The sequence below is a fragment of the Deinococcus seoulensis genome, assembly GCF_014648115.1.
GTDB classification, from domain to species: domain Bacteria; phylum Deinococcota; class Deinococci; order Deinococcales; family Deinococcaceae; genus Deinococcus; species Deinococcus seoulensis.
On record NZ_BMQM01000020.1, the window covers coordinates 34,012 to 60,717 of the forward strand.

Sequence of the window (26,706 nt, forward strand, 5' to 3'; positions counted from 1 at the left end):
GGACACGGGCGTCCTCCAGTCGGGAAGCGGGGCGGTGCAGGAGTGGGAAACGCCCGCAGTCTAGCGCCGAACACGCGGGGGCGTCCCGGTGGTCCGGCAGGTGGTCGCGCCGCGCGGGCTTCAGGTCTGCGGGGTCGGGACCGGCCCGCTGGCGGGCAGCGTGAACGTGAAGGTCGCGCCCTGGTCGGGTTCTCCCGTGGCGGACCAGCTGCCGCCGTGGCGGGTCAGGATGCGGCGCACGTTGGCGAGGCCCACGCCGGTCCCGCCGAACTCCTCGGGGCGGTGCAGGCGCTGGAACACGCCGAACAGCTTGTGCGCGTAGCGGCTGTCGAAACCCACGCCGTTGTCGCGGACGTGAACGGCCCACTGGTCGCCCTGCGGCTCGGCCCACAGTTCGATGCGGGCGTGGTCGCGCCGGGAGGTGTACTTCACGGCGTTCCCCATCAGGTTCGACAGCACCTGTCGCAGCAGGGCCGGGTCGCCCTTGACGGTCGGGAGCGGCCCGATCTGCCACTCGACGCTGCGGCCGTGCAGGTCGGGGGTCAGGTCGCGCTGCACGTCGGCCGCCAGCGCCGCGAGGTTCACGTCGCCCAGCCGCAGTTCCTGGCGGGCGGTGCGCGAGAGGTTCAGCATGGCGTCGATCAGGTCGTTCATGTGCGCGGCCGAGTCGGAGATGACGTTCAGGGCGCGGCTGGCCTTGGCGTTCGTGTCGAGTTCGCTGCCGAGCGCCTTGCGCAGCAGGTCCGTGAAGCCCGCGATGTGCCGCACCGGGGCGCGCAGGTCGTGACTGACCGAGTACGCGAACGCCTCGAGTTCCTCGTTCGCGGCGTGCATGGCGGCGTTGCTGCGTTCCAGTTTGGCGCTGTAGTGCCGCAGGTCCGTGACGCTGCGGGCGCGGTCCAGCGCCAGCGAGAGGCTCTGCGTGACGCTGCTGAGCAGCGAGCGGTCCGCCTGACTCCAGTGGCGGGCGTTGAACTGCCCGATGCAGAACACGCCGATGGGCTCTCCGCGCAGTGTCACGGGCAGGCAGGCGGAGGCGCCCACGACCTGCCGGGTTTCGGGCAGACCATCGGTGCTGGTGTCGTAGGTGTCCTGATAGTAGGGTTCGCCGCTGCGCCAGGGGGTGATCAGGTTCAGGGTGCGCTCGAAGTCCAGTCCGGCGTCCACGGCGGCCTGCAACGCCGGGTCGCGCAGGTCGCCGACCTGGGCGCGCAGTCGCCACCTGCCGCCCTCGGGTTCGTAGTACACCGCAAACCCGTCGTCCAGCAGGGACAGCGCGACCTCCTGCGCACGGCGGATCAGGCCGTAGCGGTCTTCCTGGGCGCCCAGGTCGGCGCTGAGCTGCGCGAAGGCTTCCAGCGAGCGGGTCTGGGCGTGCAGCGCGGCGTTCTGTTCGCGCAGCAGTTCGGCGTTCGCGCTGCGGTCCAGGGCCATGCTGAGGCTGCGGCCCACCGCGAGGAACACGCTGCGTTCCCGCTCGTTCCAGTCGGTGCCCAGGCGGCGCGCCATGACCAGCAGCCCGAACGGGCGCGCACCGCTGAACATGGGGTACAGGGCCAGCGCGCGGTACCCGTGGTTGCTGCTGAACCCGTCGCCCTGCGCCTGCCAGTCCGGCAGGAACAGCGGGGCGCGGGTTTCGAGCAGGCTGCGGGAACTGGTGGCGTCCAGGCTGACGCCGACCCGGAGTTCGCTCAGCATGCCTGCGGGCATGTCGGGGGGCAGCGCGACCGGCATCCACTGGTCGCCGCGCGCCGCGAAGTACCCGACGCTCACGCCGCGCAGGGTGGCGCCCAGCACCTCGGCGGCCCGCCCGGCCAGTTCGGAGGGGTCGCGGCTGTTCATGGCCTGCTCCTCGAAGCGCACGAACGCGGCCAGCGCGGCGCGTTCCTCCGCGAGTTGCTGCACGTGCCACGCGCGGCTCAGGGCCAGGTGCAGGCTGCGGCAGGCGGCGGCGAAGATCCCGCGTTCCAGCGCCGTCCAGGTGTCGTGGCTGGTGGTGCCCACGCCGATCAGGCCGACCAGCTGCCCGTCGCGGTGGAAGGCCTGAAGGGCCACGGCGCGGTAGGCGCGGGTGCTGGGCAGGTGCTGCTCGGCGGCGTTCCAGTGGTCCACGAAGACCGGCAGGCCGCTGCGGGTGGCGTCCAGGAAGGCCGGGGACAGGGACGGCTGGCCCGGCTGGTCGGGGGCCAGGATGTCCGGGTGGGCGTCGCCGGACAGGAAGCTCACGCTCCAGGTGTCTGCGCGGCGTTCCAGGTACGTGACGGTCACGCCGGGCATCAGGCGGCGCACGCCCTGTTCGGCGCTGCGGATCAGTGCGTCGGGTTCCAGGTCCGCGCCCAGTTGCTCGGTCAGGGTCATGAAGGCGCGCAGGACGGTCTCGCGGTCCTGGCCCCTCAGGCTGCCGCCCAGCCGGGGCGTGCGGGTCAGGGCGGCGCTGATCAGCGGCCCGGTGGCGCGCAGCAGGGCGCGGTCCTGTTCGGTCAGGGCGGCGCCCGGCGGGAAGTGCAGGGCCGCGCTCAGGGCGGCGCTGTGCAGGCCCGCCGGGCCGCTGAACGTGACGTCCACGGTCTCGCCGTCCGGGAAGGGCGGGATGGCCGGGTCCGGCGTCTCGCCGAGGTGCAGTTCCACGTGCGCGCCGAGCCCGCGCAGGGCGTCGCGGACCTGGGCGGGGGTGCTGGCGGCGGCCAGCGCGCTGGTGACCTCCTGCCAGCGTTCGAACAGGGAGGAGGTGAACGCCGTCATACGGCCCGCAGCATACTGCCCGGCACCGGCCGGAACGCTGGCAGGCGCGGCGTGCCGGGGCGGGGAATCCCTTCATGTTCGGCGCGGGCAGGCGCGGGCCGCGCCGGTCTGTTCACATGCGCGCGGGCGCCCGTCTGATACAACAGAGGGGTGATTCTGCCGCAACTGAAAACCCGCACCCGCGTGCAGCACGAGCAGGCGGAGGCCAGTCTGAACCTGATGGACCCGCTCCTGACGCGCGGGGAGTACGTGCGGGTGCTGCGGCACATGTGGACGCTGTACGTGCCGCTCGAGGACCGGCTGGGGGCGCTGCTGGGCCCGGCGAACCGGGCGGCGTTGGACTGGCCGGCACGCCTGAAACGCCCGCTGCTGGAACGCGACCTGCGGGACCTGGGCAGCCCACTGCCGGACCGTGCGCTGCACCCGGACGCGCTGGACTTCCTGCACGCAGAGGCGGACGCCTGGGGCGCGGCGTACGTGCTGGAGGGCGCCACGCTGGGCGGCCAACTGCTGCGCCGCCACCTGCACACGGCCCTGGACCTGGGGAACGGGGGCGCGGCGTTCTACGGCAGTTACGGCGAGCTGGTCGGGCCGCGCTGGAAGGCGTTCGGCGCGGCGCTCGAGGCGCGCGGCGCGGCCGACCCGGACCCGCAGGGATTCGCGGAGCGGGCGGTGCAGGCGGCCGGGCGGACCTTCGCGCTGTTCATCACGCCCGGCGCGGCGGTCCCCGCAGGGCAGCCGTCCGCGCGGCCCGGTCAGGTCGGGGGGGCACTGTGACCGGCCACGACGATCAGGCGCCCGGCGCCGCGCCACCCGCGCTGGCCGTGCAGGTGGCGCGGCTGGGCGAACCGGTGGACCTGACCAACTGCGACCGCGAACCGATCCACATTCCCGGCGCGGTGCAGCCGCACGGGGTGCTGCTGGTGCTGCGCGGCGACGTGGCGGTGCAGGTCAGCGGGAACACCGGGGCGCACTTCGGGCTGAGCGTGAACGACGTGCTGAGCGGTGGCCTGGAGGTCCTGCTGGACCCGCCGACGCTCTCGCGGGTGCGGGCGGCGCTGGACAGCGAACCGCTGCGCGACAACCCGCTGTACCTGCTGAGCACCCCGGTGTGCGGGCGGGGCCTGTTCGACCTGATCGCACACCGGCGCGGCGAGCAGCTGATCCTGGAATTCGAGACGGCGCGGGCGGGCCGCCCCCCGGTGGACAGTTACAGTCAGGTCAAGCGGTCCGTGGCGCGCCTGAACGCCACGCTGGACCTGGGTGAGTTCGCGGTCGCGGCGGCCGAGGAGGTGCGCCGCCTGACCGGCTTCGACCGCGTGATGGTCTACCAGTTCGCCGAGGACGGCACCGGCACGGTCATCGCGGAGAACGTCCGTGAGGACATGACCCCGTACCTGGGGCTGCGGTACCCGGCGTCGGACATTCCGCAGCAGGCGCGGGCGCTGTACGTGCAGAACATGCTGCGCATCATCGCGGACGTCACGTACGACCCGGTCCCGATGTTCGCGCGCCAGGGCGAGGGCGTCCCGGACGACATGACCACACCGCTGGACATGAGTTACTGCGTGCTGCGCAGCGTCTCCCCCATTCACCTGCAGTACCTGAAGAACATGGGCGTGCACGCCTCCATGAGCATCAGTCTGGTGCGCGGCGGGGCGCTGTGGGGCCTGATCGCCTGTCATCACAACTCGCCCCGGCACCTGCCGTACGACGTGCGGTCCGCCTGCGAACTGCTGGGGCAGGTGGCCAGCGTGCAGATCAGTGCCCGCCAGGAGCAGCGCGACCAGTCCTACCAGCTGCAACTGAAGACCGCGCAGACGCAACTGGTCGAACGCATGGCCGAGGAGAGCGACCTGCTCGAGGCGCTGGTGGGCAGCGGCATGAACCTGCTGCACTTCATCGACGCGCCGGGCGCGGCCGTGTGCCTGGACGGCGAGGTGGTCCTGCTGGGCGCCACGCCGTCACGCACGCAGGTCATGGAACTGGGCGCGTGGCTGGACACGCAGGCGGAAGTGGACATCCTGCACACGCAGTCGCTGGGTGAACTGCACGCCCCGGCGCAGGCGTACGCGGCGCGGGCCAGTGGGCTGCTGGCCGTGAAACTCTCGCGCAGCCGCCACGATTACGTGATGTGGTTCCGGCCCGAGGAGTTGCAGACCGTCACCTGGGGCGGCGACCCGAACAAACCCGTGGAGGTCAGCGAGGACGGCACGGAACGCCTCACGCCGCGCCAGTCGTTCGCGGCGTGGCAGCAGACCGTGCGGGGCCGCAGCGCCGTGTGGCAGTCCGAGGAACTGGTGGCCGCGCGGGCGCTGCGCCGGGCGATCATGGCGGTCGTGCTGCGCCGCGTGGAGGAACTCGGTCGCCTGAACGAGCACCTGGAACGCAGCAACGCCGACCTGGAACGCAGTAACGCCGACCTGGACGCCTTCGCGTACATCGCCAGCCACGACCTGAAAGAACCGCTGCGCGGCCTGCACAACTACTCGGCGTTCCTGCTCGAAACGTACGAGCAGCAGCTCGACGAGGACGGCGCGGCGAAACTGAGGACGCTGGTGCGGCTCACGCAGCGCATGGACGACCTGATCGACTCGCTGCTGCTGTACTCGCGGGTGGGCCGCGTGGACCTGAGTTTCCGGCCCACCGACCTGAACGACCTGCTCGTGGACGTGCTGGAAGTCATCGCGCCGCGCCTGGAGCAACTGAACGTGCAGGTGCAGGTGCAGCCGGACCTGCCGACCCTGACCATCGACCGCGTGCGGGTGGGCGAGGTGCTGAGCAACCTGATCACCAACGCCATGAAGTACAACGACAAGGCGCAGCCGCAGGTGCAGGTCGGCGCGGTCCGCGCGGGCGAACGCGCCCAGCACCCGGACCTGCGCGTGCCGGACGGCGTTCCGGCGCAGGCGCACGTGCTGTTCGTGCGCGACAACGGTATCGGCATCCGCGAGAAGCACTTCGAGAACATCTTCCGGATCTTCAAACGCCTGCACGCCCGCGACCAGTTCGGCGGCGGGACCGGCGCGGGCCTGACCATCGTCCGCAAGATCGTGGAACGGCACGGCGGGCAGATCTGGGTCAGCAGCGAGTACGGTCAGGGCAGCGTGTTCTACTTCACGCTGGAGGCCTGAGGTGTCACTGAGCCCCGTCCTGGTCGTCGAGGACAGCGACGAGGACTACCAGGCGACCCTGTGGGCCATGCAGAAACTGGGCCGCAGCGACCTGCTGGAGCGCTGCACCGACGGCGACGACGCCCTGGACCGCCTGTCGGACCGCGCGCGCCCCTGGCCGAAACTGGTGCTGCTGGACCTGAACATGCCCGGCACCGACGGCCGCGAGGTGCTGGCCTTCATTCGCAGCACGCCGTTCCTGCGGCCCCTGCCGGTCGTGATCCTGTCCACGTCGGCCAGCGAACGCGACGTGAACACCTGCTACGACCTGGGCGCCAACGCCTACCTGCTCAAGCCCGTGAACTTCACGCAGTACACCGAGCAGTTGCGGGTCACGCTGGACTTCTGGCTGGGCCTGGCGCAACTGCCAGAGCCCGTGGAGTCCACTTGAACGGGCCGCACCCTGACACTGAACTGCAGGCCGGGCCGCCCACGCTGCCGCCGCTGCGCGTGCTGATCGTGGACGACAGCCCCGAGGACACCGAGACGTACCGGCACCTGCTGCGCCACTGGCCGGAACGTGAGGTGCACACGCAGGCCGCCGCGCTGGGTGACGACGCGCTGGACGCCCTGCAACACGGCACCCCGGACGTGATCCTGCTGGACTACCAGTTGCCGGACATGACCGGCCTGGAATTCCTGCACGAGGCCCGCCCGGACTGCGCGGTGATCATGCTGACCGGCGTGGGCGACGAGCAGGTGGCCGTGCAGGCCATGCGTGCCGGAGCGCAGGACTACCTCGTGAAGGGCCGCCTGAGTGCCGACCTGCTGCGGCAGACGCTGCTGCGCGCCCTGCACACCCACGCCCTGGCACGTGACCTGCGGCGCTCGCAGGCGCGCACGGCCGCGATCCTGGGGTCCATCACGGACGGGTTCGTCACGCTGGACGAACGCGGGCAGGTCATGGAACTCAACGGCGCGGCCGAGGTGCTGCTGGGCGCCGACCTGGACCACCTGCGCCGCGCGCCGCCCCCCTGGCACGCCGACCCGGACTTCACGGCGGCCATCGAACGCGCCCGGCAGGGGGGCGAGATGACGACCGCCGAACTGCACCTGCCGGAGCGGGGCACCTGGCTGCACGCGCGGCTGTACCCGTCGCGCACCGGACTGACCATGTACCTGTACGACGTCACGGCCCGCCGCGAGGCCGAGGCCCGCGAGCAGCGGTACTCGCGGCGCATGCAGGGCCTGTACGACGCCGCGACCACCCTGAACACCGTCCGGGAACGCCAGGACGTCCTGCGCGCCATCGTGCGGGTGTCGCAGGCGCTGGTGCGCAGCCCGCTGGTCGTGCTGGCCACGCCGGACCCGGTGAACGCCGGGGAATGGCTGCTGACCGGCGCGGACGGCCCGGTGGGCAGCCCGGACGACCTGCCCGGCGCGGCCGCCCTGCGGGCCGGACTGCAACTGGCCGTGCAGCCCGAACAGATCGGCGCGTGCGGCGCAGACTGGACGACCCTGACCCTGACCCGGCCACGCGAGACGGCCGACCCGCAGGCACACGGCCCGCAGACATCCGACCAGCAGGCACCCGCCCCGGACACCGGCACCCTGCTGGGCGTGCTGGCCTTCAGGCCGCCGCAGGACGCCGAGCACAGCGACGACACCCGCACGCTGCTGCTGACGCTGGCGCAGATGCTCTCGCACACCCTGACCCGCTCGGCGCTGTTCGAGGCGGACCGCGAGCACCGCCAGACCCTCGAGGCGCGCGTGCAGACCCGCACGGCCGCGCTGGAACGCAGCAACCGGGAACTCGAGCAGTTCGCGTACGTCGCCAGCCACGACCTGAAAGAACCGCTGCGGACCATCAGTTCCTTCACGCAACTGCTTCAGAGCCGCTACGGGCCGCAACTGGACGACCGGGCCCGGCGGTACATCGACATCACCGTGGCGGGCGCGCAGCGCATGTCCACCCTGATCGAGGACGTGCTGGCCGTCAGCCGCCTGAACACCCAGCCCAGCGTGCCCACCCGCACGGACCTGAACACCCTGGTCGGGCACGTCACCACACAGTTGCAGGCGCTGATCCACGAGACCGGCGGGACCGTGCAGGTCGGCCCGCTCCCGAACCTGATGGTGGACGCCACGCAGTTCACGCAACTGTTCCAGAACCTGATCGGCAACGCCCTGAAGTTCCGCCGCCCCGACCGGCCCCCCACCGTGCAGGTGCAGGCGCAGCCCGGCGCGGACAGCTGGACCTTCACGGTGACCGACAACGGCATCGGCATCGACCCCGAGTACCACGAGCGGGTGTTCGTGATCTTCCAGCGGCTGCACACCCGCGACCACTACGCCGGGAACGGAATCGGGCTGGCGCTGTGCCGCAAGATCGTCGAGGGGCGCGGCGGGACCATCTGGCTGTCGGCAACCGACGGGGGCGGCACGACCGTGCAGTTCAGCGTGCCGCACCGCCAGGGCGACGCCCGCAGCGCCTGATACGGACTCCGTCTGTTTCGCCCTCCACCCGGAATGCACCGGGGCTGCGGGTCAACTGCCCAGGATGCCGCCCACCTGTTCGAGCAGTTCCATCGGACTGAACGGCTTGATCAGGTAATGGTCCGCGCCTGCCTGACGGCCCTGCTCGATGTCGTCGAGTTGCGCGCGGGCCGTGACCAGCATCACGCAGGTGTGCCGCAGCGCCGGGTCGTCCTTGACGCGGCGGCACACCTGATAGCCGTTCAGGGTGCCGGGCATCATGACGTCCAGAATCACGAGGTCCGGGCGCAGTTCCGGGATGCGGGCCATGGCCTCGTCGCCGCTGGACGCCTCGTGCAGGCGGTAGTCGGTGCCCAGGAACGTCAGGCGGATCAGTTTGCGCAGGTCGGCGTGATCCTCGACGATCAGGATGACCGGGGGCTGGCGGGAGGCGGTCGGATCGGGCGTTATCGGAAGTTCGGTCATGTGGGGTTCCTCGTGCGGCGGGTGCGGATCGGTGACGTGTGCAGCAGCGGAAACGGGCGGCGCGCGTCCCACTGCCCGGCCTGCAACGCTCAGTCTGGTGGCGGGTGGACACTCAGCGGGAACCGCAGGGTCACGGCCGTTCCCTGGCCGGGTTCGCTGGCCAGGGACACGCTCCCGCCGTGGCAGTTCATGATCTCCTGAACGAGACTCAGGCCCAGTCCGGTGCCCGGAATGCTGCCCGAGTGATCGGCGCGGTAGAAGCGTTCGAAGGCGCGGGCGGCCTGCTCGCGGGTCATGCCGATGCCGCTGTCGGTCACGGTGACCAGCACGCAGCCGGTACCTGCCGGGTCCGGGGCAGCGTCGATGCGCACCTCGCCGCCCGGCGCGTACTTGAAGGCGTTCGAGATGACGTTCCCCAGCGCCTGGTGCACCTTCCCGCCGTCCACCGGGACGGGCGGCAGGAGCGGCAGGTTCAGGGTCAGGCGGCCGCTCTCGCCGGGCGGCGCGAACGCCTGGGCGGCGCTGCGGATCAGCGGCGCGAGGTCCTGCCGGGCGATCACGAAGTCCTTCCCGGCGCGCGCCTCGATCCGCGCGAGGTCCAGCAGTTCGGTCAGCAGCAGGATCAACCTCCCGGCCTGCCGGTAGATGGTGTCCAGCAGGTCGCGGGTGGTGTCGGGGTCCAGTTGCCGGGTCAGCAGCAGTTCCGCGAACCCGTAGATGGACGTCATGGGGGTGCGCAGTTCGTGCGCGGCGGTGCTCATGAACTCGCTTTTCATGGAGCTGATCTCGGCCTCGTGCGTGATGTCACGGAAGTACATGACCCGCCCCAGCGTGCGGCCCGAGTCGGTTTCCATGGCGCGGGTCGTGCGTTTCAGGACGCGCCGGGCCGGGCGGCTCAGGTGCAGCAGCTCGCCCCCGGCGCGCAGCGGGTCGCAGATGCGGGCCAGCAGCGCCTCGAACGGCTGTTCACGCAGGCCCAGCAGGTCGGCGTGGGTGGTGCCGGTCAGGTCCAGGAAGGCCGGGTTGACGTCCACGATCACGCCCGCCTGACTGAACGTCACGAAACCGTCGGGCGAGACGTTGAACACGGAGTTCAGTTGCGTGGTCCGCTCGCGCAGGCGTTCCTCGGCGGCGCGGCGTTCCGTGATGTCCCGCACGAACCCGGCGTACATGACGGGCGTGGTGGGCAGCGGCACCACCGACAGTTCCACCGGGAATTCCTCGCCGTCGGCGCGGCAGGCCGTGAGTTCCAGGCGTTTGCCCGCAATGCGGGTCGCGCCGCCCCCGCGCAGGCGTTCCAGGCCTGCCACGTGCCCGGCGCGCAGGTGGGGCGGCACGATCAGGTCCGCCATGACCTGCCCGCGCGCCTGCTCGCGCGTGAATCCGAAGATGCTCTCGGCGGCCGGGTTGAACTCGCTGATGACGCCCCAGCGGTCCGTGGTGATGATGGCGTCCAGCGACGAACGGATGATCGCCATGTTGCGTTCCTCGCTGACGCGCAGCAGTTCGTGGGCGCGCAACCGCTCGGCCGCCTGCTCCAGCCACTGCCCGATCAGGTTCGCGAAATCCTCGTCCGGACGCCCGAACGGCGGGGCGCCCGGCGCCCGGTGGAACACCAGCGCGCCGTGCAGGTCGCCGCCCGCCATGACCGGCACGGCCAGCGCGTCGTCACTGCGGCACGCGCCGCCCACCTGCCGGGCCTGCTCACCGCAGCGCAGCAGGCCCGCCGGGTCCGGCACGTCGCCCACGCTGGCCTGCACGAACGGCCCGTGCGCGTTCCAGCGTACGTACGCGCCCTGCGCGCCCCGGAAAGCCTCGCGGCCCACCCGGAGCAGCCGCTCCAGCGTGCCCGGCAGGTCGTCGTCCGGGTCGGTCGTGACCTCGTACAGGTTCCGCAGGCGCGCCTCGGCCTGCTTGATGTCGGTCAGGTCCGTGATGACCGAGATGCTGCCGCCCCCGCCGCGCGGCACGCGGGTCAGCAGGGTCGGCATGACCCGCCCGTCCGGCAGCGGCAGCGGCAGTTCCGCCGTCACGCGCTCGGCGCCCACCGCCCCACTCAGAGGCGCGCCGCTCAGTGGCGCTCCGACCGGCTGGCCGACCAGTTCGGCGGCGCTGCGTCCCAGCGTGCGGGCCAGGGTGGGGTTCACGTACTCGAAGCGGTCGTCCGGGCCGGTCACGTACAGGCCCTCCCCCATGGCGCCCATGACCTGCAACGCGAAATCCCGTTCGCGTTGCAGGTTCGTTTCGGCGGCGCGCAGTTCCGCCGCGGCGCGTTCCAGTTGCGCGCGGGCCGCCTCGGCCTCCTCGCTGCGGGCCACCTCGGTCTTCAGGGCGTGAAGCGTGCCGGTCAGGAGTTGCCGCACGGCCACGGCACTCATGACGGCCAGCAGGACCGCCAGGATGCCCAGCGCCCACTCGGCGGCGCGCAGGTCCGAGGCGATGCGGCTGCGTTTGAGGCCCAGGGTCGCCACGGCCCCGGTGTAGCCTTCCAGCGCGCCGTCCATCACGGCCGCCAGGGTCGCCTGCCCGGCCGGGGTCCGCAGGGCGTCCGGCGTGAGGTCCTGCACGGCCTGCGCGGCGCGCAGCAACGCCCGGCGCGGCGTGGGCGGCAGTTCGCCCGTCAGGGGTTCCCCGGTGACGATCACCGCCTTGGACTGCAGGATCGCCAGCGGAACCGCGAGGTCGGCGGGCCGCGCGCCCTGACTGACCAGCAGGCGCGTCTCGGCCGTCTGCCGCGTGAACTCCGAGTACGTCCAGCCCGTGATGGACACGCTCGCCAGGTTCGCCACGTTGTTCAGGCGTGAGAACGTCAGGGCCAGCGTCATCAGGGTCAGGAGGGTCAGCACGGCCAGCGCCGCCAGCGTCAGCCGGGGCCGCCAGCCGCGCAGCAGCGGGGGCGCGCGGCGTGTCATACGGACTCCGATTGAATGGGCTGCAAAGCCCGTTCAATCCGAGCGGATGCGAGGAGGAGAGAAACGGATTCCGGACGTGGAGTTGGCAACCCGGCGCCCTCCCGGGTTGTCAACGAAATAAACGGAATCCGTATCACGGCACGCCGCGCGCCGCAGCGCCGCAGGATCGTGGCACGCCGGTCATGGGGCCGCCGGGCGCTCCTCGATTCTCATGAGTTGCCACACCCACGCGCCGTTGTACAGGTTCGGGTCCAGTTTCACCGCGTGGTACGGCAGCGTCAGGTACACCGGCCCGAAATCCCGTAATTCCAGCGTCTGCCCGTCGCCCTTCAGGGCCATGATGATCGGCACGTCCTTCAGCGCGGCCAGTTTCAGGTCGAAGGTGTACCGGTCGTGCGCCACGAGGTGCAGCGTCGCGTCGCTCTGCACGCCACTGGCCTCCAGCGCGCGGCTCAGCAGCGGTCCCACGTAGGTGTGCGCCTCATTCTTGCGGGACGGGTCGGGCGTGGTGAACGTCACCAGTCCCAGCGCCGCCAGTCCGGCGCGCGTGAACGTCGTCTGCCTGCCCTGCGCGTTCACGACCGTCAGCACGACCGGCCCCGGAACCGCCAGCGCCGGGTCGGGCGGCACGGCCGTGAACACCGGCGCCGATGAACGGCACGCGGACAGGGACACCACGGCCAGCGCGGCCAGCACGAAACGGGACTTGATCACGGAAGAGACCTCCATAGTACGCGGCGCGGGGCGGACACGGCTGAACACGGGCAACAGCGAAAGCGGCGTATGCCCGGCAGCGTAACGGGGCGGGTCATGCAGTTTTCTTGCAGACCCGCCCCACCCGCTCACCTGCGGGCCGCCCATATCCGTCACGCAGCAGCCGGGCGGGCCGCACAGATCACTCTGCGCGGCCCGCTCCGGCTGTCCGATCGTTTCCGCCCTGACCGCTCTTCTACGTCAGCGGTTCCGTATCAGCGGTTCTGCGTCAGCGGTTCTGGGGGAAGCCCAGGTCCACGCGGCTGGTCGCCGGGTCGGGCCAGCGGGACGTGATGACCTTGGTACGCGTGTAGAACTTGATGCCGTCCGGGCCGTACATGTGCGTGTCCCCGAACAGGCTGGCCTTCCACCCGCCGAACGAGTAGTACGCGACCGGCACGGGAATCGGCACGTTGATGCCCACCATGCCCACCTGACAGTCGAACTGGAACTGCCGCGCCGCGCCGCCGTCACGCGTGAAGATCGCGGTGCCGTTCCCGAACTCGTTGTCGTTGATGAGTTTCAGGCCCGCCTCGTAGGTGGGCACCCGCACGACGCACAGGACCGGCCCGAAGATCTCGTCGCGGTAGGCGTCCATGTCCGGCGTGACGTGATCGAGCAGCGACACGCCCAGGAAGAACCCGTTCCCGTCGAAGGTCTGCGCCCGGCCGTCCACCACGACGGTCGCGCCCTGATCGGCGGCGCTGCCGATGTACCCGGCGACCCGGTCGCGGTGCTCGCGGCTGATCAGCGGCCCCATCTCGTTCGCGGCGTCACTGCCGGGACCGACCTTCAGGGCAGGCAGGCGCGACGCGATGGCGTCCACCAGCCCGTCCCCCACGTCCCCGACGGCCAGGACCACGCTGATCGCCATGCAGCGCTCCCCGGCCGAACCGTACGCGGCGCTGACGGCGGCGTCGGCGGCCATGTTCACGTCCGCGTCCGGCAGGACCAGCATGTGGTTCTTCGCGCCGCCCAGCGCCTGCACGCGTTTGCCGTGCTCGGTGCCCTTCTGGTAGATGTACCGCGCGATCGGCGTGCTGCCCACGAAACTGACCGCCGCGATGTCCGGGTGCTCCAGCAGCGCGTCCACCGCCTCCTTGTCCCCGTGGATGACCGTGAACACGCCGTCCGGCAGGCCCGCCTGCTGCAACAACTCCGCGATGAACAGGCTGGCCGAGGGGTCCTTCTCGCTGGGTTTCAGGATGAAGGCATTCCCGCACGCCAGCGCGTTCGCGATCATCCACAGCGGCACCATCGCCGGGAAGTTGAACGGCGTGATGCCCGCCACCACGCCCAGCGGTTGCTGGATGGAGTACACGTCCACGCCGGTACTCACCCCCTCGGAATACCCACCCTTGAGGAGGTTGGGAATGCCACACGCGAAATCCACGTTCTCGATGCCGCGCGCGATCTCCCCCAGCGCGTCCGCATGAACCTTGCCATGCTCGCGGGTCAGGATGCGCGCCAGGTCGTCCCGGCGGGCGTCCAGCAGCGCCCGGAAGCGGAACATGATCTCCGCCCGGCGGCTCAGCGGCACCGTGCGCCACGACCGCGCAGCTGCCGTGGCCGCCTGAACGGCCGCGTCGATCTCCTGGGTACTGGCGAGGTCCACGAGGCCCTGCACCTCCCCGGTCGCCGGGTTGAACACCTTCGCGCTGCGGCCCGACGTGCCGGGCGTCAACTTGCCCCCCAGCCAGTGGTTGATGGGGGCGGGCTTGGTCATCGTGTCAGTCATGGGGAACTCCTGTGGAGGGCAAGGCGGGGAGGGAGAGCGTCAGTCGGCGGCGACGGGTGAGCCGATCATCTGATCGACCAGGGCGAGGGCTTCCTCGTAGGCGGCGAGGCCCTCGTCGAGTTCCTCGCGGGTGACGACGAGGGGCGGGCAGACCCACAGGAAGTTGAAGCGGCTGTACGCGTACACGTGTTTGCTTTTCAGGTGCGCGGCGAGGCGGCCCATCTCGGGCGAGGTGCCGTTGAACGGGGCCAGCGGCTCCTTGGTGGCCTTGTCCCGCACGAGTTCCAAGACGCTGAACAGGCCCTTGTAGCGCACGTCGCCCACGCAGGCGTACTTCGCCTTCATGCCTTCCAGGCGCTGGCCGAGGTACTCGCCGAGTTCACGGGTGTGCTCGAAGAGGCCCTCGTCCTCATAGACCTTCAGGTTGGCGACGGCGGCGGCCAGCGAGACGGGGTGGCCGCTGTACGTCAGGCCGCCCGCCAGGAAGTGCGTCTCGAAGTACTCGGCAATGGCGTCGCTGACGACCACCGCGCCCAGCGGCATGTACCCGCTGGTCAGGCCCTTGGCGCAGGTGACGATGTCGGGCTTGATGCCGTAGTGCTGCGTGGCGAGCCACGTGCCGGTGCGGCCGAAGCCGCTCATGACCTCGTCGTCGATCAGGAGGATGCCGTACTTGTCACACAGGGCGCGCAGTTTGGGGTAGTAGTCGTCGGGCGGGACGAGCAGGCCGTTGCTGCCCGTGATGCCCTCGACCATGATCGCGGCGATGGTGTGCGGCCCTTCCATCTGGATGATCTCCTCGATGTGGCTCACGCACTCGCGCCCGCAACTGTCCGGCGTCTTCCCGAACGGGCAGCGGTAACAGTACGGGTCGAAGGCCCGCACGATGCCGGGCACGCCGGGCTCGACCGGCCAGCGCCGGGGGTCGCCGCTGGCGGTCATGCTGCCCATCGTCGCCCCGTGGTAGCTGCGGTAGCGGGTGATGATCTTGTCCCGGCCGGTGTACAGGCGGGCGATCTTCATGGCGTTCTCGTTCGCCTCGCTGCCGCCCAGCGTGAAGAAGCTCTTGCCCAGGCCCGTCACCTCGCGCAGTTTCTGCCCCAGCTGCGCGCGGACGTCCGTGGCGAAGCTCGGCCCGGCGAAGCACATGGTGTCCACCTGCGCCTTGATGGCGTCCAGCACCGCCGGGTGCTGATGCCCGACGTTGATGTTGATGAGCTGACTGGAAAAGTCCAGCCACGCGTTCCCGTCCCCGTCATAGAAGTGGCTGCCCTTCCCGCCGGTCATGTGGATGGGGTTCGTCTGGGTCTGCACGCTCCACGAGAACAGGGTGTGATCGCGGTTCGCCTGGATGATGTCGTGCGTGTCGGGATGCGGGTCGGGCATGGGCGGAACCTCCAAAAATGACAGGGTGAACCCGGCAGTGTGCAGGGCGCAGACTTCAGAAAGAAAAGCGGAAACCGAATGTTACCCGAAGTGTAGTTTTTTGCGTGCTGGAGCGGCAAGAGACAGTCTGTCCAGTCGCACGGCCTACGTCCGTTCGGCGGCGCTGAGGGCCTCGCCCGCCTCGCTGCGCGTCAGCTCCAGCGCCAGATGCAGGCCCAGCTGCCGCCGGGGTTCGTCCAGGTCGGGCAGCATGGCGCGCAGCTGCTCCAGGCGGTAGTACACCGTCTGGCGGCGCACACCGAGGCGCCGGGCCGTCTCGGCCATGTTGAAGTTCGTGGTCAGCAGCGCGTCCAGCGTGCCCAGCAGCGTCGAGCGGGGCCGGGCAGGCAGGTTCAGCAGCGGCCCCAGCTGCGCGCGCAGGAACGCCACGCTGCGGCCCGTCTCGGCCAGCGCGTCGAGCAGCGGCGCGAGGCTCGGGTCCAGCGCCGGGCCGCCGTGGTTCAGGATGCGGGCGTGCGCCGCGCGGGTCAGCGCCGCGAAACTCACCTCGGAACGGAACACGATGAGCGGCAGCCCGTGCAGGCGCGACGCGCCCAGCAGCGCGGGCGGCACGTCGCGGAACACCTGCACGAGTTCCAGCGCCAGCCCGTGCGCGCCCCGCTGCGCCAGCGACGCCACGAAGCCCTCCAGCTCGCCGTCGTTCATCCGGGCCAGCAGTGACCCGGTCGAGAGGAGCAGCTCCCCGCCCGTCAGGAAGCGCGCGGCGTCCGCGACCTCCGACACGTGCACCCACGTGACGGGCTGCGTCAGGTGCGCGTGCCCGCTCACGACCTCCGCGCCCGCGAACGCCGGAAGCGTCAACAGTTCCGCCAGCGTCGGCAACATCGGATCCTCCAGTCGAACAGGGGTCATGGTGACTTCAGTGTGCGCCATCTTGCCCTCTCCCCTTGTGGGAGAGGGAGGGAGGCGCGGAGCGCCGGAAGGGTGAGGGGGCGACCGCTCGGCTGTGTCTGATCTGGCCTCGCCCGAGTCTCACGTCAGATGCCTTTCGCAATCCAGTCCATGGTGCGGGTGGTGAGTTCATCCAGGGCCTGCACGCTCAGGGCGATGTGGCCTTCGCGGGTGTCCTCGATCCTGTTGTGGCTGATGCCGCGCAGGGACTGCACGAACAGCATGACGGTGGGGACGCCCGCGCGGGCGACCTCGGCGGCGTCGTGGAGCGGCCCGCTGGGGAGGCGGTGCGCGGCAGGCGTGACGGTCAGGATGCTGGCCTCGGCGGCGTCGATGAGCATGGGGTGGAAGGGGATGGGTTCGATATTCCAGAGGGAGCCGAAGGTGACGGTGCAGCCGGCCTCCTGCGCGAACTGCGTGGCGGCGTCCTGCGCGTCCTGCCACATGGCGGCCAGCTTGTCCGCGTCGAGGTGACGCTGGTCGAGGGTGAGTTCGCAGGTTTCGACGACGCTGGTGACGATGCCCGGCAGGGTCTTCACGCTGCCGATGGTGCACACGCCTCCGTGCCGCGCGGCGATGTCGTAGATGGCCTGCCCGAAGCGTCCGGCGGCGAGGAAGGCGTCCTTGCGGACGTTCATGGGCGTGCTGCCGCTGTGCGCGGCCTGCCCGTGGAACGTGATCGTGTGCCGTTCGACGCCGACCGTACCGAGGACCGCGCCGAGGGGCAGGTCCATTCCTTCGAGGACGGGACCCTGCTCGATGTGCAGTTCGAGGTACGCGGCGGCGCCTTGCAGTTCCGCGCGGGCGTCCGGGGCGTCCGCGAGGGTGATGCCGACGCGGCTCAGGGCGTCTTCGAGGCTCACGCCGTCGCGGTCTTTCAGTCGGCGCATCTCGGTCACGTCGAGCTGGCCCCCGGCGGCACTGGACCCGTACAGGCTGCGGCCGAAGCGGGCGCCTTCCTCGTCGGCCCAGTCCACGAGTTTCAGCGTGACGGGCGGCCGCCCGGCGTACTGTTCGTTCACGCGCCGCAGGACTTCCAGGCCCGCCAGGACGTTCAGGCACCCGTCCAGCCACCCGCCGTTCGGGACCGAGTCGAGGTGCCCGCCGATCAGCAGGGCGCGGTCGCTCTCGCCGGGCAGGGTCGCCCACCAGTTCCCGGCGGCGTCCATGTGCTGCGTGACGGGCAGCGCGTCCAGCCTTTCTTTCAGGAACGCGCGGGCGGCGACCCAGGTGTCCGTGAACGCCACCCGCTGCGCCCCGTGCTCGTCGCCCGTCAATTCACGCAGGGCCTTCAGTTCATCAATGGTTCGTTGTGGATCAAGCATGAGTCTCCTTCGGAGACGGTTGAGGGTTGAAAGTCGATGGTGAAAGGAAAACCACCCTCTAGGAGCTCTGGGCTTCCGTTACACGTGTCCGGGAAAAGCGCCCGAACCCGCTCCACTTCTGCCCAGAGCTCCTCTTGCCTTCTCGCTCCGCTCGGGGTGATGATTGCATCATCACCCGGCAGTGACTTATCAACTTTCAACCATCAACCATCTACTTCTTCCCGGTGGCTTTTTCCCAGACTTTGTACGTGACGGCGGCGGGGCTGGGGTCGGCTTTCAGGATGCCGAGGTTCTTGAGGAGCGTGACGTTGGCCTTGTACGTGGCGGGGTCGAGGTACCCGGCGCGGCCCTTCAGGGTGGGGCCGGCGTTGTACAGCTTGGCGACCTCGGTCATCTGCCAGGTCTGGTGGCTGGCGGCGCTGGAGCGGGTGCCGCTGCCCTTGCAGGTGTTCCCGCAGTTCACGAGGACGGTCTGCACGGCTTCCTTCTGGTTCTTCACGGCGTAGTTCCAGCCTTTCAGTGTGGCGCGCACGAGTTTCGCGGCGATGTCCTCGCCGCTCATGCCGCTGCCCTTGAAGTTTTTGTTCGCCAGGGTGCGTTCGGTGGTGAACATGAGGTCCTCGAGGAGGTTGATGCCGTAGTCGCTGGCGTTGAAAATCTGGAGTTTGTCGAGGGGGTAGCCCAGGCCGACGATCTGGTCGACCTCGTTGTAGGTCATGGCGGACACCAGGTCGACCTTGTCGGGGAAGACGATGCTGGGGTCGAAGGGATACGTGACGGCCTGCACGCTGGGATTGCTGACACTGCTGTCGAGGCTGGTCGTCAGGCCGTACTTCTTCAGGAGGGCCACGGCGGGGTACTCGTTGCCGCTGGGCCACACGCCCACGCGTTTACCCTTGAAGTCGGCGGGGGTCTTGATGCCGCTGCTTTTCAGGGCGACGAGGGTGTAGCCGCTCTTCTGGAACAGCTGCGCGATGTGCACGACCGGGATGCCCTGCTGCCGGGCGGTCAGGAGGTCGGTGATCCAGGTGGTGCCGAAGTCGGCGGTGCCGGTGGCGACGGTCTGGATGGGGCTCTGGTCGCCGGTGGGGAGGAACTGCACATCCAGCCCCTCGGCCTTGTAGTAGCCCTTGGCCTGCGCGACGAAGAAGCCCGCGAACTGCGCCTGCGGGAACCACTTGAGCTGCACCTTGACGGGCACGAGTTTCTGCGCGGAGGCGCTGGAGGCGGTGGTCAGGAGCAGGGCGGCCAGGATCAGGGTGCTGCGTTTCATGGGAACCTCCGGGGAGTGGGGAGCACGTTCGGGTGAAACGGGGGGGGTCAGGAGCGGCGGGGCAGCAGCCGCGTCTCGGCGGCGCTGACGAGCGCGAAGAAGGCGATTCCGGCAATGCTGGCGAGCACGATGGCGGCCCAGACGATGTCCAGCCCGAAGCGGCCCACCTCGATCTGGATGCGGAACCCCAGGCCGTGCCCGTTCGTGCCGAAGAACTCGGCGACGATGGCGGAGATCAGGGCCAGGGTGCTGGCGACTTTCAGGGCGCCGAACACGAACGGCAGCGCGCCGGGCACGCGGACGTCCCGGAAGGTCTGCGCGGGCGTGGCGGCGTAGGTGTGCATCAGGTCGAGGTGCAGCCGCGAGGCGCTCTGGAGGCCGCGCACGGCGCCCACCACGACGGGGAACAGGACGGTGACGGCCACGACGACCGTCTTGCTGGGCCAGTCCAGGCCGACGGCTTTCACGATGACCGGCGCGAGGGCCACGATGGGAATCGAGGAGAACAGCGCCGCGTACGGCAGCAGCCCGCGTTCCAGAAAGCGGAACCGCACGACCAGCAGCGCCAGAGCCAGCCCCAGGACGGTGCCCGCCACGAAGCCCAGCAGCGCCTCCAGCACGAAGGTGGTGTACGTGTCCTGCAGCAGGACGGTGCGGGCGGTCCACAGGGCACTCAGGACGCGGCCCGGCGTGGGGATCAGTCCGGCGGGGACGGCGTAGGCGCGCAGCAGCGCCTCGGTGCCCAGCACGGCCAGCATGAGCGTGAACGCGGCGGGCAGCGTGCGGGCGGCGCGGGACTCGCCCTGCGCCACGCCGCGCACGCCCACGGCCCCCACGGCCAGCAGGACGAGGATGCCCGCCAGCCACGCCCGCGCGTTCGGGGGCGTGCCCTCGCCGGGGGCGGGCAGGGTCAGCGCAACGAGCAGCAGGCCTCCCACGCCGATCAGCAGCGCGGCGGCGGTGAGCAGCGTTCCGCCGGGCCGGGCGGCGAGGGTACGCGCGGGGGTCATCGTCTGCTCCATGGCGTCACCCACCTCTCCAGCGCGTTCACCAGGGCGACCAGCGTCACGCCCAGCACCGCGCCGTACCCCATGATCACCCACAGGGCGACCGTGTCACTGGCGCGTGAGTTCTCGGCGAGCATCTTGCCCAGCCCGGAGAACGAGATGGTGCTGATCTCCGCGACGATACTGCCCACCAGCGCGGACGTGACCGCCACCTTCAGCGCTGTGAACAGGTGCGGGAGGCTGGCCGGGAAGCGCAGCAACCGGTACGTCTGCGCGGAAGAAGCGTGGTACGTGCGCATCAGGTCCAGGTGCAACGGATCGGCGCTGCGCAGCCCGCGGCTCATGCCGACCGCGACCGGGAAGAACGCGATGTACGCCGCGATGATCGCCTTGGGCAGGAAGCCCTGCACGCCGTACTGACCGAGCAGCACCGCCAGCATCGGCGCGATCGCCACGACCGGCACGGTCTGCGACGCGACCAGCCACGGCAGGGTGGCCCGCTCGAACGCGCGACTGGCGACGAGCAGCAGCGCCAGCCCGATCCCGGTCACGGTGGCGAGCAGCAGGCCCAGCAGCGTCTCCCCGGCGGTGACGCCCACGTTGTACGGCAGCGCCAGCGGCGACGTGACCGGCGTACTCAGGCGCACGAAGCCCTGCGCGAGCTGCGCCGGGGCGGGCACCACCGGGTTGCGCAACTGAGAGGCGCAGGCCAGCGCGGTCGTGCAGTCCAGTTCCGCGCCGCTCGCCAGCGTCCGCCCGGCCGGGCCGACGTTCGCGGCAAGCATCAACGGCCAGTACAGCGCCGCCGCGATCAGCGCGACGATCAGCATCGGGCCAATTCCCGCCATGCGGGAGGGCCGGGCGACCGTCACAACCTCTCCCAGTCAGTGGTCAGTGGTGAGTGGTGAGTGGAAACAAGCCCCGACCCACTCCCCACTGCCCACTCCCCACTCCCCCCGTTCACGCGTGCCCCTTCTTCAGCAGTTCACGGATCTCGGTGGCGAGCGTGAAGAAGCGGGGGTCCTCGCGGGTGTCGTCGCTGCGCGGGTGCGGCAGGTCAATGTCCACGATGCCCTCGATGCGGCCCGGGCGGGCGGTCATGACGACCACGCGCGTACTCAGGAACACCGCTTCCGGAATGGAGTGCGTCACGAAGATGACGGTCTTGCCGGTCTCGCGCCACAGCCGCAGCAGTTCGAGGTTCAGGTGCTCGCGGGTGATCTCGTCCAGCGCGCCGAAGGGCTCGTCCATGAACAGCAGCGGCGGGTCGAACGCCAGCGCGCGGGCGATGCTCACGCGCTGCTGCATCCCGCCGGACAGCTGCCAGGGGTAGTTCCGCTCGAACTTCTCCAGGCCGACCAGCTTCAGCATCTCGCGCGCACGTGCGACCCGGTCGCCGGGCACGTTCATGACCTCCAGTGGCAGCAACACGTTCTTCAGCACCGTGCGCCATTCCATCAGGGCAGGCGCCTGGAACACGTACCCGTACTGCCGCTCCCGGCGGGCCTCGTCGGCGGGGCGGCCCGCGATGAGCAGCTCCCCGCCGGTCGGTTGTTCCAGGTCGGCCATCAGGCGCAGCAGGGTGGTCTTCCCGCAGCCGCTCGGGCCGATCAGGCTGATGAACTCCCCTTTCTGGATGCTGAGGTTGGCGTCCTTCAGCGCGACCGTCTCCCCGCCGGGCACCGGGAAGACCTTCTGCAGGTCGCGGATGGACACGATGGGCGGCTCGTTCGGGGGCGGACTGGTCTGTGCCGGGCTGGCCTGCGGGCTGGGGCTGGTGTACGTCACGTCTCCTCCTTGAAACTCCGGGCAGGCACAGGCCTGAACCCACTCACCACTTCCGACTTCCCACTTACCGCCTGAGCAGTTGCCCGCGCGCCGGGTCGCCCACGAACTCGCCGCCCTGCACGGCCACCTGACCGCGCACGGTGACGACCTCGGGCCGCCCGTCGATCTCCCAGCCCTCGTAGCCGCTGTAGTCGTTGTTCATGTGGCTGCTCCTGGCGCTGATGGTGCCCCGGTAAGCGGGGTCGTAGATCACGAGGTCAGCGTCACTGCCGACGCTGACGGTGCCCTTGCGGGGGTACAGGCCGAAGATCTGCGCGGCGCGGGTGCTGGCGGCGTCCACGAAACGCTCGACACTCAGGTTGCCCCGGCTGACGCCCTGCGTGTACAGGACGTTCACGCGGTCCTCGATGGCCGGAATGCCGTTCGGGATGAGGGTGAAGTTCCCGTCGCCCATGCGTTTCTGCTCGACGTCGAAGGGGCAGTGGTCGGTGGCGACCGTGGCGATGTCCCCACGTTCCAGTGCCGCCCAGAGTTTCGGCTGGTTGCCCTTCTCGCGTAGGGGGGGCGACATGACGTACTTCGCGCCCTCCACGCCGGGCCGCTCCGCGTACGTCCTGTCGAGCGTCAGGTGCGGAATCACGACCTCCACGTCCAGGTTCACGCCGCGCGAGCGGGCGTCCAGCGCCGCCTCCAGCGCGCGGGCGTTGCTGAGGTGCACCACGTACCCGTGCGCGCCCGTCATCTCCACGAACGTCGCGAAGTGCGCGGTGCCCTCCGCCTCCACGCTCTCCGGACGGCTGGGCTCGTGCCACTCGGGGCCGGTCTTGCCCTCCGCGATCAGTTTCTGCTGCAATTCCGCGACCAGATCGGCGTTCTCGCAGTGCGCGGTGACGACCACGCCCAGTTCCGCCGCCAGACGGCACACCCGGTACAGCGCCGCGTCGTCGATCCCGAACGCTCCCCGGTACGCCAGGAACACCTTGAAAGACCGCATGCCCTGCCCCACCAGTTCGCGTAGCGTCGCCTCGGTCCGGTCGTCCCAGCGGGTCACGCCGATGTGGAAGGTGTAATCGCAGGCGCTGTTCCCTTCCGCCATGCCCGTCCAGGTGCGCCAGCCGTCCATCAGGTCCTCACTGCCGGCCGGGGCGAGCATCTCGATGAACGTCGTCGTCCCGCCGATCAATGCCGCCTGCGACCCGGTCGCGTGCGTGTCCTTCGCGAACGTCCCCATGAACGGCAGGTGGATATGAACGTGCGGGTCGATGAAGCCGGGGAAGACGAACTTCCCGCTCGCGTCGATCACGGTCGCCCCCTCGGGCACCGGGAGGTTCTCGCCGATCTGGGCGATGGTCTCCCCTTCGATCAGCACATCCGCCCTGAAACGCTTCCCGTCCGTGACAATCTCGCCGTGTTGAATCAGTAGGGTCATGCAGCCTCCTAATGGTGGTCGTCTCAACCGTTGGGCAGGTAGTAGAAGGTAAATCCAGACGCCTTGAGTGCCAGGAATATCTCGACCCTGTCGGAGAATTCAGAGCCTCTGAGTCGATCAACATCGACCTTCTCCGGATCAAGTACGTGGCGGTTGAAGTCCCAGGGATCAATTCCGAAATATGAGGCGAGTTCGTAGCTGAGATCCGAAGTCACAGCCTGAAAGACCGTCACGATGACCGTCGCTCCATCACGAGTGTTCCTGTAGAAATCAGCGGGATATTCCAGAAATTCGACAAGGTCTCGACGGAATGCACCGATAGCCAGGACTTCAGCGTCGAGCCCCATCCTCAGTGGATCTCGATGCCGACTTCTTCGCGGTAGGCCTGCATGGCGGCCCAGCTCTGGGCGATTTCGGGGCGCTGGGCGGTCAGTTCGTCCCAGGTGATGCTCTGGCGGCCGCTGGGGACGGTGACCATGGTGATGCAGCCGTCGACGGGGCAGACGTTGGCGCACAGGGCGCAGCCGACGCAGTCGTTTTCGCGGACGACGGGGCGGGGGCGGGTGTCGGCGACCTGCCGTCCGTTGGTTCTCATGTCGTAGCCGGGGTCGACGGTGACGCCGTCGGGGCTGACGAGATCGATGCACTGGTGGGCGGTGTCGTTGCAGGCGGCGTAGCAGAGGTCGCAGCCGATGCATTTGTTCTGGTCGATGCGCGCGACGGACTGGTGGGAGAGGTCGAGGCCGCCGAAGGTGCTCATCTGCGGCAGTGACTTTCCGGTCACGTCAGCGATGGTCTTGAAGCCGTGGTCGTCCATCCAGTTGCTGAGGCCGTCGGTGAGGTCCTCGATGATGCGGTAGCCGTGCTGCATGGCGGCGGTGCAGACCTGCAGGGAGGTGGCGCCGAGGAGGAGGAATTCGGCGGCGTCGCGCCAGGTGGCGATGCCGCCCATGCCGCTGATGGGCACGCCGCTGCGCAGCACGCCTTCATCGGTCATGAGTTCGGTCAGCATGTTCAGCGCGATGGGTTTCACGGCGGGTCCGGCGTAGCCGCCGTGCGTGCCGCGTCCGCCGATGCTGGGCGAGACGAGGAGGGTGTCGAGGTCGACGCGGGTGACGGAGTTGATGGTGTTGATGAGGCTCAGGGCGTGCGCGCCTCCGGCGAGGGCCGCGTGGGCGGGGTCGACGATGTGGGTGATGTTCGGCGTGAGTTTCACGATGACGGGCAGTTTGGTGACGCTGGTGACCCAGTGGGTGTTCAGCTGGCACATCTCGGGCACCTGGCCGACGGCGGCGCCCATGCCGCGTTCGCTCATGCCCTGCGGGCAGCCGTAGTTGAGTTCGATGCCGTCGGCGCCGGTGTCCTCGATCATCATGACGATGTCCTTCCAGGCCTGCGGGTCGGCGTCGACCATGGCGGACACGATGACGGCCCGGTCGGGCCAGAGGCGTTTGATCTCGGCGATCTCGCGCAGGTTGACGTCGAGGGGGCGGTCGCTGATCAGTTCGACGTTGTTGATGGCGAGCATGCGCCGCCCGCCCAGCGTGAGGCTGCCGTAGCGGTTGCTGATGTTCAGGACGGGTGCGCCGATGGTCTTCCAGACGGCGCCGCCCCAGCCGTACTCGAAGGCGCGGTGGATCTGCGCGCCGCTGTTGGTGGGGGGCGCCGAGGCGAGCCAGAAGGGGTTGGGGGAGCGGATGCCCGCGAAGTCGATGCTCAGGTCAGCCATGGTGGGCCTCCGTGACGGGCGCGTGGGCCTGGGTGGCGGTCGGGTTGGGGGTGGTGGGAACGGGGCCGTGTGCCTCGATGTACAGCGGGTGGTCGCGGACCTCGGCGGGCGGGGTGGGTTTCAGGGTGACGTGCGGCGTGCGGCCCAGGGCGCGTTCGATGCTGGCGGCGGCGATCTTGCCGTCCTGCACGGCCATGACGGTGCTGGCGTTCCCGCGGGCGCGGACGCAGTCCCCGGCGGCGTACACGCGCGGGAGGCTGGTCTGGAGGGTGTCGTCCACGCGGATGTACCCGCCGTCCAGGTCCAGGCCCAGCGCGGCGGCCAGCGCGGGTTTCTCCTGCCCGATGGCGCTGATGACGGTGTCGCAGGGGATCACGAAGTCGCTGCCGGGGATGGGTTCGGGGCGGGCGCGGCCGGAGGCGTCGGGTGCGCCGAGGCCCATGCGGACGCAGCGCAGGCCCGTGACCTGCCCGCCTTCGTGCAGCACCTCCACGGGCTGGGTCAGGAAGCTGAAGGTGATGCCCTCGCTCAGCGCGAAGAGGTACTCGTGGTGGTAGGCGGTCATCTCGCGTTCGGTGCGGCGGTAGACCATCAGGGTATCGGCGCCGGAGCGGCGGGCGATGGTGGCGGCGTCCACGGCGGTGTTCCCCGCGCCGATGATGACGGCGCGCGTGCCGACCCCGGTGGGCTGCTCCATCTTGCTGGCCTCGATGACCTGCAACCCGTCGAGGATGTGGTCCTCGCCGGGAATGCCGATGGCGGGCACGGCGCCCAGGCCCAGCGCCAGGATCACGGCGTCGTTGGTGGTCAGCAGGTCGTCGAGGCCCGCGCGGGTGGTCAGTTCGTGTCCGGTGACGACGTTCACGCCGAGGTCGCGGGCGGCCTGCACCTCGCGCAGCGCGACCTCGACCGGTTCGCGCAGCACGATGATGCCGTAGGTGCTCAGGCCGCCGCCCAGGTCGCGTTTCTCGTACAGCGTGACCTCATGCCCGGCCTTGGCGAGTTCGGCGCTGGCGCTGATCCCGGCGGGGCCGCTGCCGACCACGGCGACGCGGCGCCCGGTGGCGGGGGCGGGCGTGAACAGCTGGATGCCACGTTCCTGCACGTGGTCGACCGCGTGGCGTTGCAGGCGGCCGATCTGGATGGGCGTGTGGTCCGGGCCGAGCACACAGGCACCCTCGCAGAGTTCCTGCACGGGGCACACGCGGGCGCAGGTGCCGCCCAGGAAGTTGCTTTCCAGGATGGTGCGGGCCGAGCCGCGCAGGTTCCCGGTGGCGATCTTGCGGATGAACGTGGGAATGTCGATGTGGGTGGGGCAGGCCTGCAGGCACGGCGCGTCGTAGCAGTACAGGCAGCGGTTCGCCTCGACGCTGGCCTCATGCGCGGTCATGGGGGGCAGGAGTTCCTGCGGTGGGGTGGGGTGGGCGGCCGGGGGGGAGCTGGGGACTGATTCCATGACTGACCTCGCATCGCGTGATGTTGGGGCGGGGTCGGTTCGGCCCTCGCGGGAGCAGATTTAACCGAATGATCATGATTGTAGGTCGCCAGTATGCATACAGTCAACCGGACGGCGGATGTTTATGCCATGCCGTCCAGACA

At 69.8% G+C, this 26,706-nt stretch carries 20 protein-coding genes; 4 read left to right on the forward strand and 16 right to left on the reverse strand.

From position 1 onward, the window contains the following. Nucleotides 1-120 precede the first annotated feature (120 nt). Nucleotides 121-2,742 (reverse strand): ATP-binding protein, encoded by a 2,622-nt coding sequence (locus IEY70_RS13945; RefSeq protein WP_189065639.1) that lies wholly within the window; start codon nt 2,740-2,742, stop codon nt 121-123. A gap of 150 nt (nt 2,743-2,892) precedes the next feature. Between IEY70_RS13945 and IEY70_RS13950 the strand changes: the two genes are divergently transcribed. The 4 genes from IEY70_RS13950 to IEY70_RS13965 are packed head-to-tail and all read left to right on the forward strand — an operon-like array spanning nt 2,893 to nt 8,351. Next, on the forward strand, nt 2,893-3,519 hold the full coding sequence (locus tag IEY70_RS13950) for a biliverdin-producing heme oxygenase (protein ID WP_189065640.1): 627 nt from the start codon (nt 2,893-2,895) through the stop codon (nt 3,517-3,519). Beyond that, nucleotides 3,516-5,876 (forward strand): ATP-binding protein, encoded by a 2,361-nt coding sequence (locus IEY70_RS13955; RefSeq protein ID WP_229777935.1) that lies wholly within the window; start codon nt 3,516-3,518, stop codon nt 5,874-5,876. The genes IEY70_RS13950 and IEY70_RS13955 overlap by 4 nt, the downstream gene beginning before the upstream one ends. Nucleotide 5,877: 1 nt before the next feature. Further along, nucleotides 5,878-6,306: a response regulator gene (locus tag IEY70_RS13960; RefSeq protein WP_189065641.1), complete on the forward strand. Its 429-nt coding sequence runs from the start codon at nt 5,878-5,880 to the stop codon at nt 6,304-6,306. Further along, complete coding sequence (locus IEY70_RS13965; RefSeq protein ID WP_189065642.1) at nt 6,303-8,351, forward strand: ATP-binding protein; 2,049 nt, start codon at nt 6,303-6,305, stop codon at nt 8,349-8,351. The genes IEY70_RS13960 and IEY70_RS13965 overlap by 4 nt, the downstream gene beginning before the upstream one ends. 51 nt (nt 8,352-8,402) lie before the next feature. Here IEY70_RS13965 and IEY70_RS13970 read toward each other — a convergent pair whose 3' ends face one another. From IEY70_RS13970 to IEY70_RS14040, 15 genes are all read right to left on the reverse strand, one after another. Continuing rightward, the gene (locus tag IEY70_RS13970; RefSeq protein ID WP_189065643.1) at nt 8,403-8,816 is read right to left on the reverse strand and encodes a response regulator transcription factor; all 414 of its coding nucleotides are present in this window, start codon (nt 8,814-8,816) and stop codon (nt 8,403-8,405) included. A gap of 89 nt (nt 8,817-8,905) precedes the next feature. Beyond that, nucleotides 8,906-11,728: a PAS domain S-box protein gene (locus IEY70_RS13975; protein ID WP_189065644.1), complete on the reverse strand. Its 2,823-nt coding sequence runs from the start codon at nt 11,726-11,728 to the stop codon at nt 8,906-8,908. Nucleotides 11,729-11,908: 180 nt separating this feature from the next. Continuing rightward, nucleotides 11,909-12,442: a putative pterin-binding protein gene (locus IEY70_RS13980; protein WP_189065645.1), complete on the reverse strand. Its 534-nt coding sequence runs from the start codon at nt 12,440-12,442 to the stop codon at nt 11,909-11,911. A 268-nt stretch (nt 12,443-12,710) separates the two neighbouring features. Then, on the reverse strand, nt 12,711-14,219 hold the full coding sequence (locus IEY70_RS13985; protein WP_229777936.1) for a CoA-acylating methylmalonate-semialdehyde dehydrogenase: 1,509 nt from the start codon (nt 14,217-14,219) through the stop codon (nt 12,711-12,713). A 39-nt stretch (nt 14,220-14,258) separates the two neighbouring features. Then, entirely contained in the window at nt 14,259-15,605 is a 1,347-nt protein-coding gene (locus IEY70_RS13990) for an aminotransferase class III-fold pyridoxal phosphate-dependent enzyme (RefSeq protein ID WP_189065646.1), read from the reverse strand. A 144-nt stretch (nt 15,606-15,749) separates the two neighbouring features. Further along, a complete protein-coding gene (locus IEY70_RS13995) occupies nt 15,750-16,517 on the reverse strand; it encodes a PucR family transcriptional regulator (RefSeq protein WP_229777937.1) in 768 nt (255 codons plus the stop codon). Nucleotides 16,518-16,642: 125 nt separating this feature from the next. Next, nucleotides 16,643-17,881, reverse strand: coding sequence for a Zn-dependent hydrolase (locus IEY70_RS14000; protein ID WP_189065647.1), 1,239 nt, complete (start codon nt 17,879-17,881; stop codon nt 16,643-16,645). 211 nt (nt 17,882-18,092) lie between these two features. Next, complete coding sequence (locus IEY70_RS14005; RefSeq protein ID WP_189065648.1) at nt 18,093-19,154, reverse strand: ABC transporter substrate-binding protein; 1,062 nt, start codon at nt 19,152-19,154, stop codon at nt 18,093-18,095. 47 nt (nt 19,155-19,201) lie between these two features. Beyond that, complete coding sequence (locus tag IEY70_RS14010; RefSeq protein WP_189065649.1) at nt 19,202-20,164, reverse strand: ABC transporter permease; 963 nt, start codon at nt 20,162-20,164, stop codon at nt 19,202-19,204. After that, on the reverse strand, nt 20,161-21,033 hold the full coding sequence (locus IEY70_RS14015) for an ABC transporter permease (protein ID WP_229777938.1): 873 nt from the start codon (nt 21,031-21,033) through the stop codon (nt 20,161-20,163). Before IEY70_RS14015 ends, IEY70_RS14010 begins: the two co-directional genes overlap by 4 nt. 88 nt (nt 21,034-21,121) lie before the next feature. After that, nucleotides 21,122-21,949: an ABC transporter ATP-binding protein gene (locus IEY70_RS14020; protein ID WP_229777939.1), complete on the reverse strand. Its 828-nt coding sequence runs from the start codon at nt 21,947-21,949 to the stop codon at nt 21,122-21,124. Nucleotides 21,950-22,013: 64 nt separating this feature from the next. Beyond that, on the reverse strand, nt 22,014-23,378 hold the full coding sequence (gene hydA, locus IEY70_RS14025; RefSeq protein ID WP_189065650.1) for a dihydropyrimidinase: 1,365 nt from the start codon (nt 23,376-23,378) through the stop codon (nt 22,014-22,016). 23 nt (nt 23,379-23,401) lie between these two features. Further along, nucleotides 23,402-23,725 carry a hypothetical protein gene (locus IEY70_RS14030; RefSeq protein ID WP_189065651.1) on the reverse strand — a complete coding sequence of 108 codons (324 nt, stop codon included), beginning with the start codon at nt 23,723-23,725 and terminating at the stop codon, nt 23,402-23,404. A 2-nt stretch (nt 23,726-23,727) separates the two neighbouring features. After that, complete coding sequence (gene preA / locus IEY70_RS14035) at nt 23,728-25,107, reverse strand: NAD-dependent dihydropyrimidine dehydrogenase subunit PreA (protein ID WP_189065652.1); 1,380 nt, start codon at nt 25,105-25,107, stop codon at nt 23,728-23,730. Then, nucleotides 25,100-26,563, reverse strand: coding sequence for an NAD(P)-dependent oxidoreductase (locus tag IEY70_RS14040; RefSeq protein WP_229777940.1), 1,464 nt, complete (start codon nt 26,561-26,563; stop codon nt 25,100-25,102). Before IEY70_RS14040 ends, preA begins: the two co-directional genes overlap by 8 nt. Between the last annotated feature and the right edge of the window lie 143 nt (nt 26,564-26,706).

What these genes read in the sequence shown, in the direction of transcription:
- IEY70_RS14030 (WP_189065651.1), bottom strand. Translation starts at nt 23,725, where the DNA reads ATGGGGCTCGACGCTGAAGTCCTGGCTATCGGTGCATTCCGTCGAGAC.
- IEY70_RS14005 (WP_189065648.1), bottom strand. Translation starts at nt 19,154, where the DNA reads ATGAAACGCAGCACCCTGATCCTGGCCGCCCTGCTCCTGACCACCGCC.
- IEY70_RS13970 (WP_189065643.1), bottom strand. Translation starts at nt 8,816, where the DNA reads ATGACCGAACTTCCGATAACGCCCGATCCGACCGCCTCCCGCCAGCCC.
- IEY70_RS13975 (WP_189065644.1), bottom strand. Translation starts at nt 11,728, where the DNA reads ATGACACGCCGCGCGCCCCCGCTGCTGCGCGGCTGGCGGCCCCGGCTG.
- IEY70_RS14000 (WP_189065647.1), bottom strand. Translation starts at nt 17,881, where the DNA reads ATGCTTGATCCACAACGAACCATTGATGAACTGAAGGCCCTGCGTGAA.
- preA (WP_189065652.1), bottom strand. Translation starts at nt 25,107, where the DNA reads ATGGCTGACCTGAGCATCGACTTCGCGGGCATCCGCTCCCCCAACCCC.
- IEY70_RS13945 (WP_189065639.1), bottom strand. Translation starts at nt 2,742, where the DNA reads ATGACGGCGTTCACCTCCTCCCTGTTCGAACGCTGGCAGGAGGTCACC.
- IEY70_RS14010 (WP_189065649.1), bottom strand. Translation starts at nt 20,164, where the DNA reads ATGACCCCCGCGCGTACCCTCGCCGCCCGGCCCGGCGGAACGCTGCTC.
- IEY70_RS13995 (WP_229777937.1), bottom strand. Translation starts at nt 16,517, where the DNA reads ATGACCCCTGTTCGACTGGAGGATCCGATGTTGCCGACGCTGGCGGAA.
- hydA (WP_189065650.1), bottom strand. Translation starts at nt 23,378, where the DNA reads ATGACCCTACTGATTCAACACGGCGAGATTGTCACGGACGGGAAGCGT.
- IEY70_RS13990 (WP_189065646.1), bottom strand. Translation starts at nt 15,605, where the DNA reads ATGCCCGACCCGCATCCCGACACGCACGACATCATCCAGGCGAACCGC.
- IEY70_RS14040 (WP_229777940.1), bottom strand. Translation starts at nt 26,563, where the DNA reads ATGGAATCAGTCCCCAGCTCCCCCCCGGCCGCCCACCCCACCCCACCG.
- IEY70_RS13985 (WP_229777936.1), bottom strand. Translation starts at nt 14,219, where the DNA reads ATGACTGACACGATGACCAAGCCCGCCCCCATCAACCACTGGCTGGGG.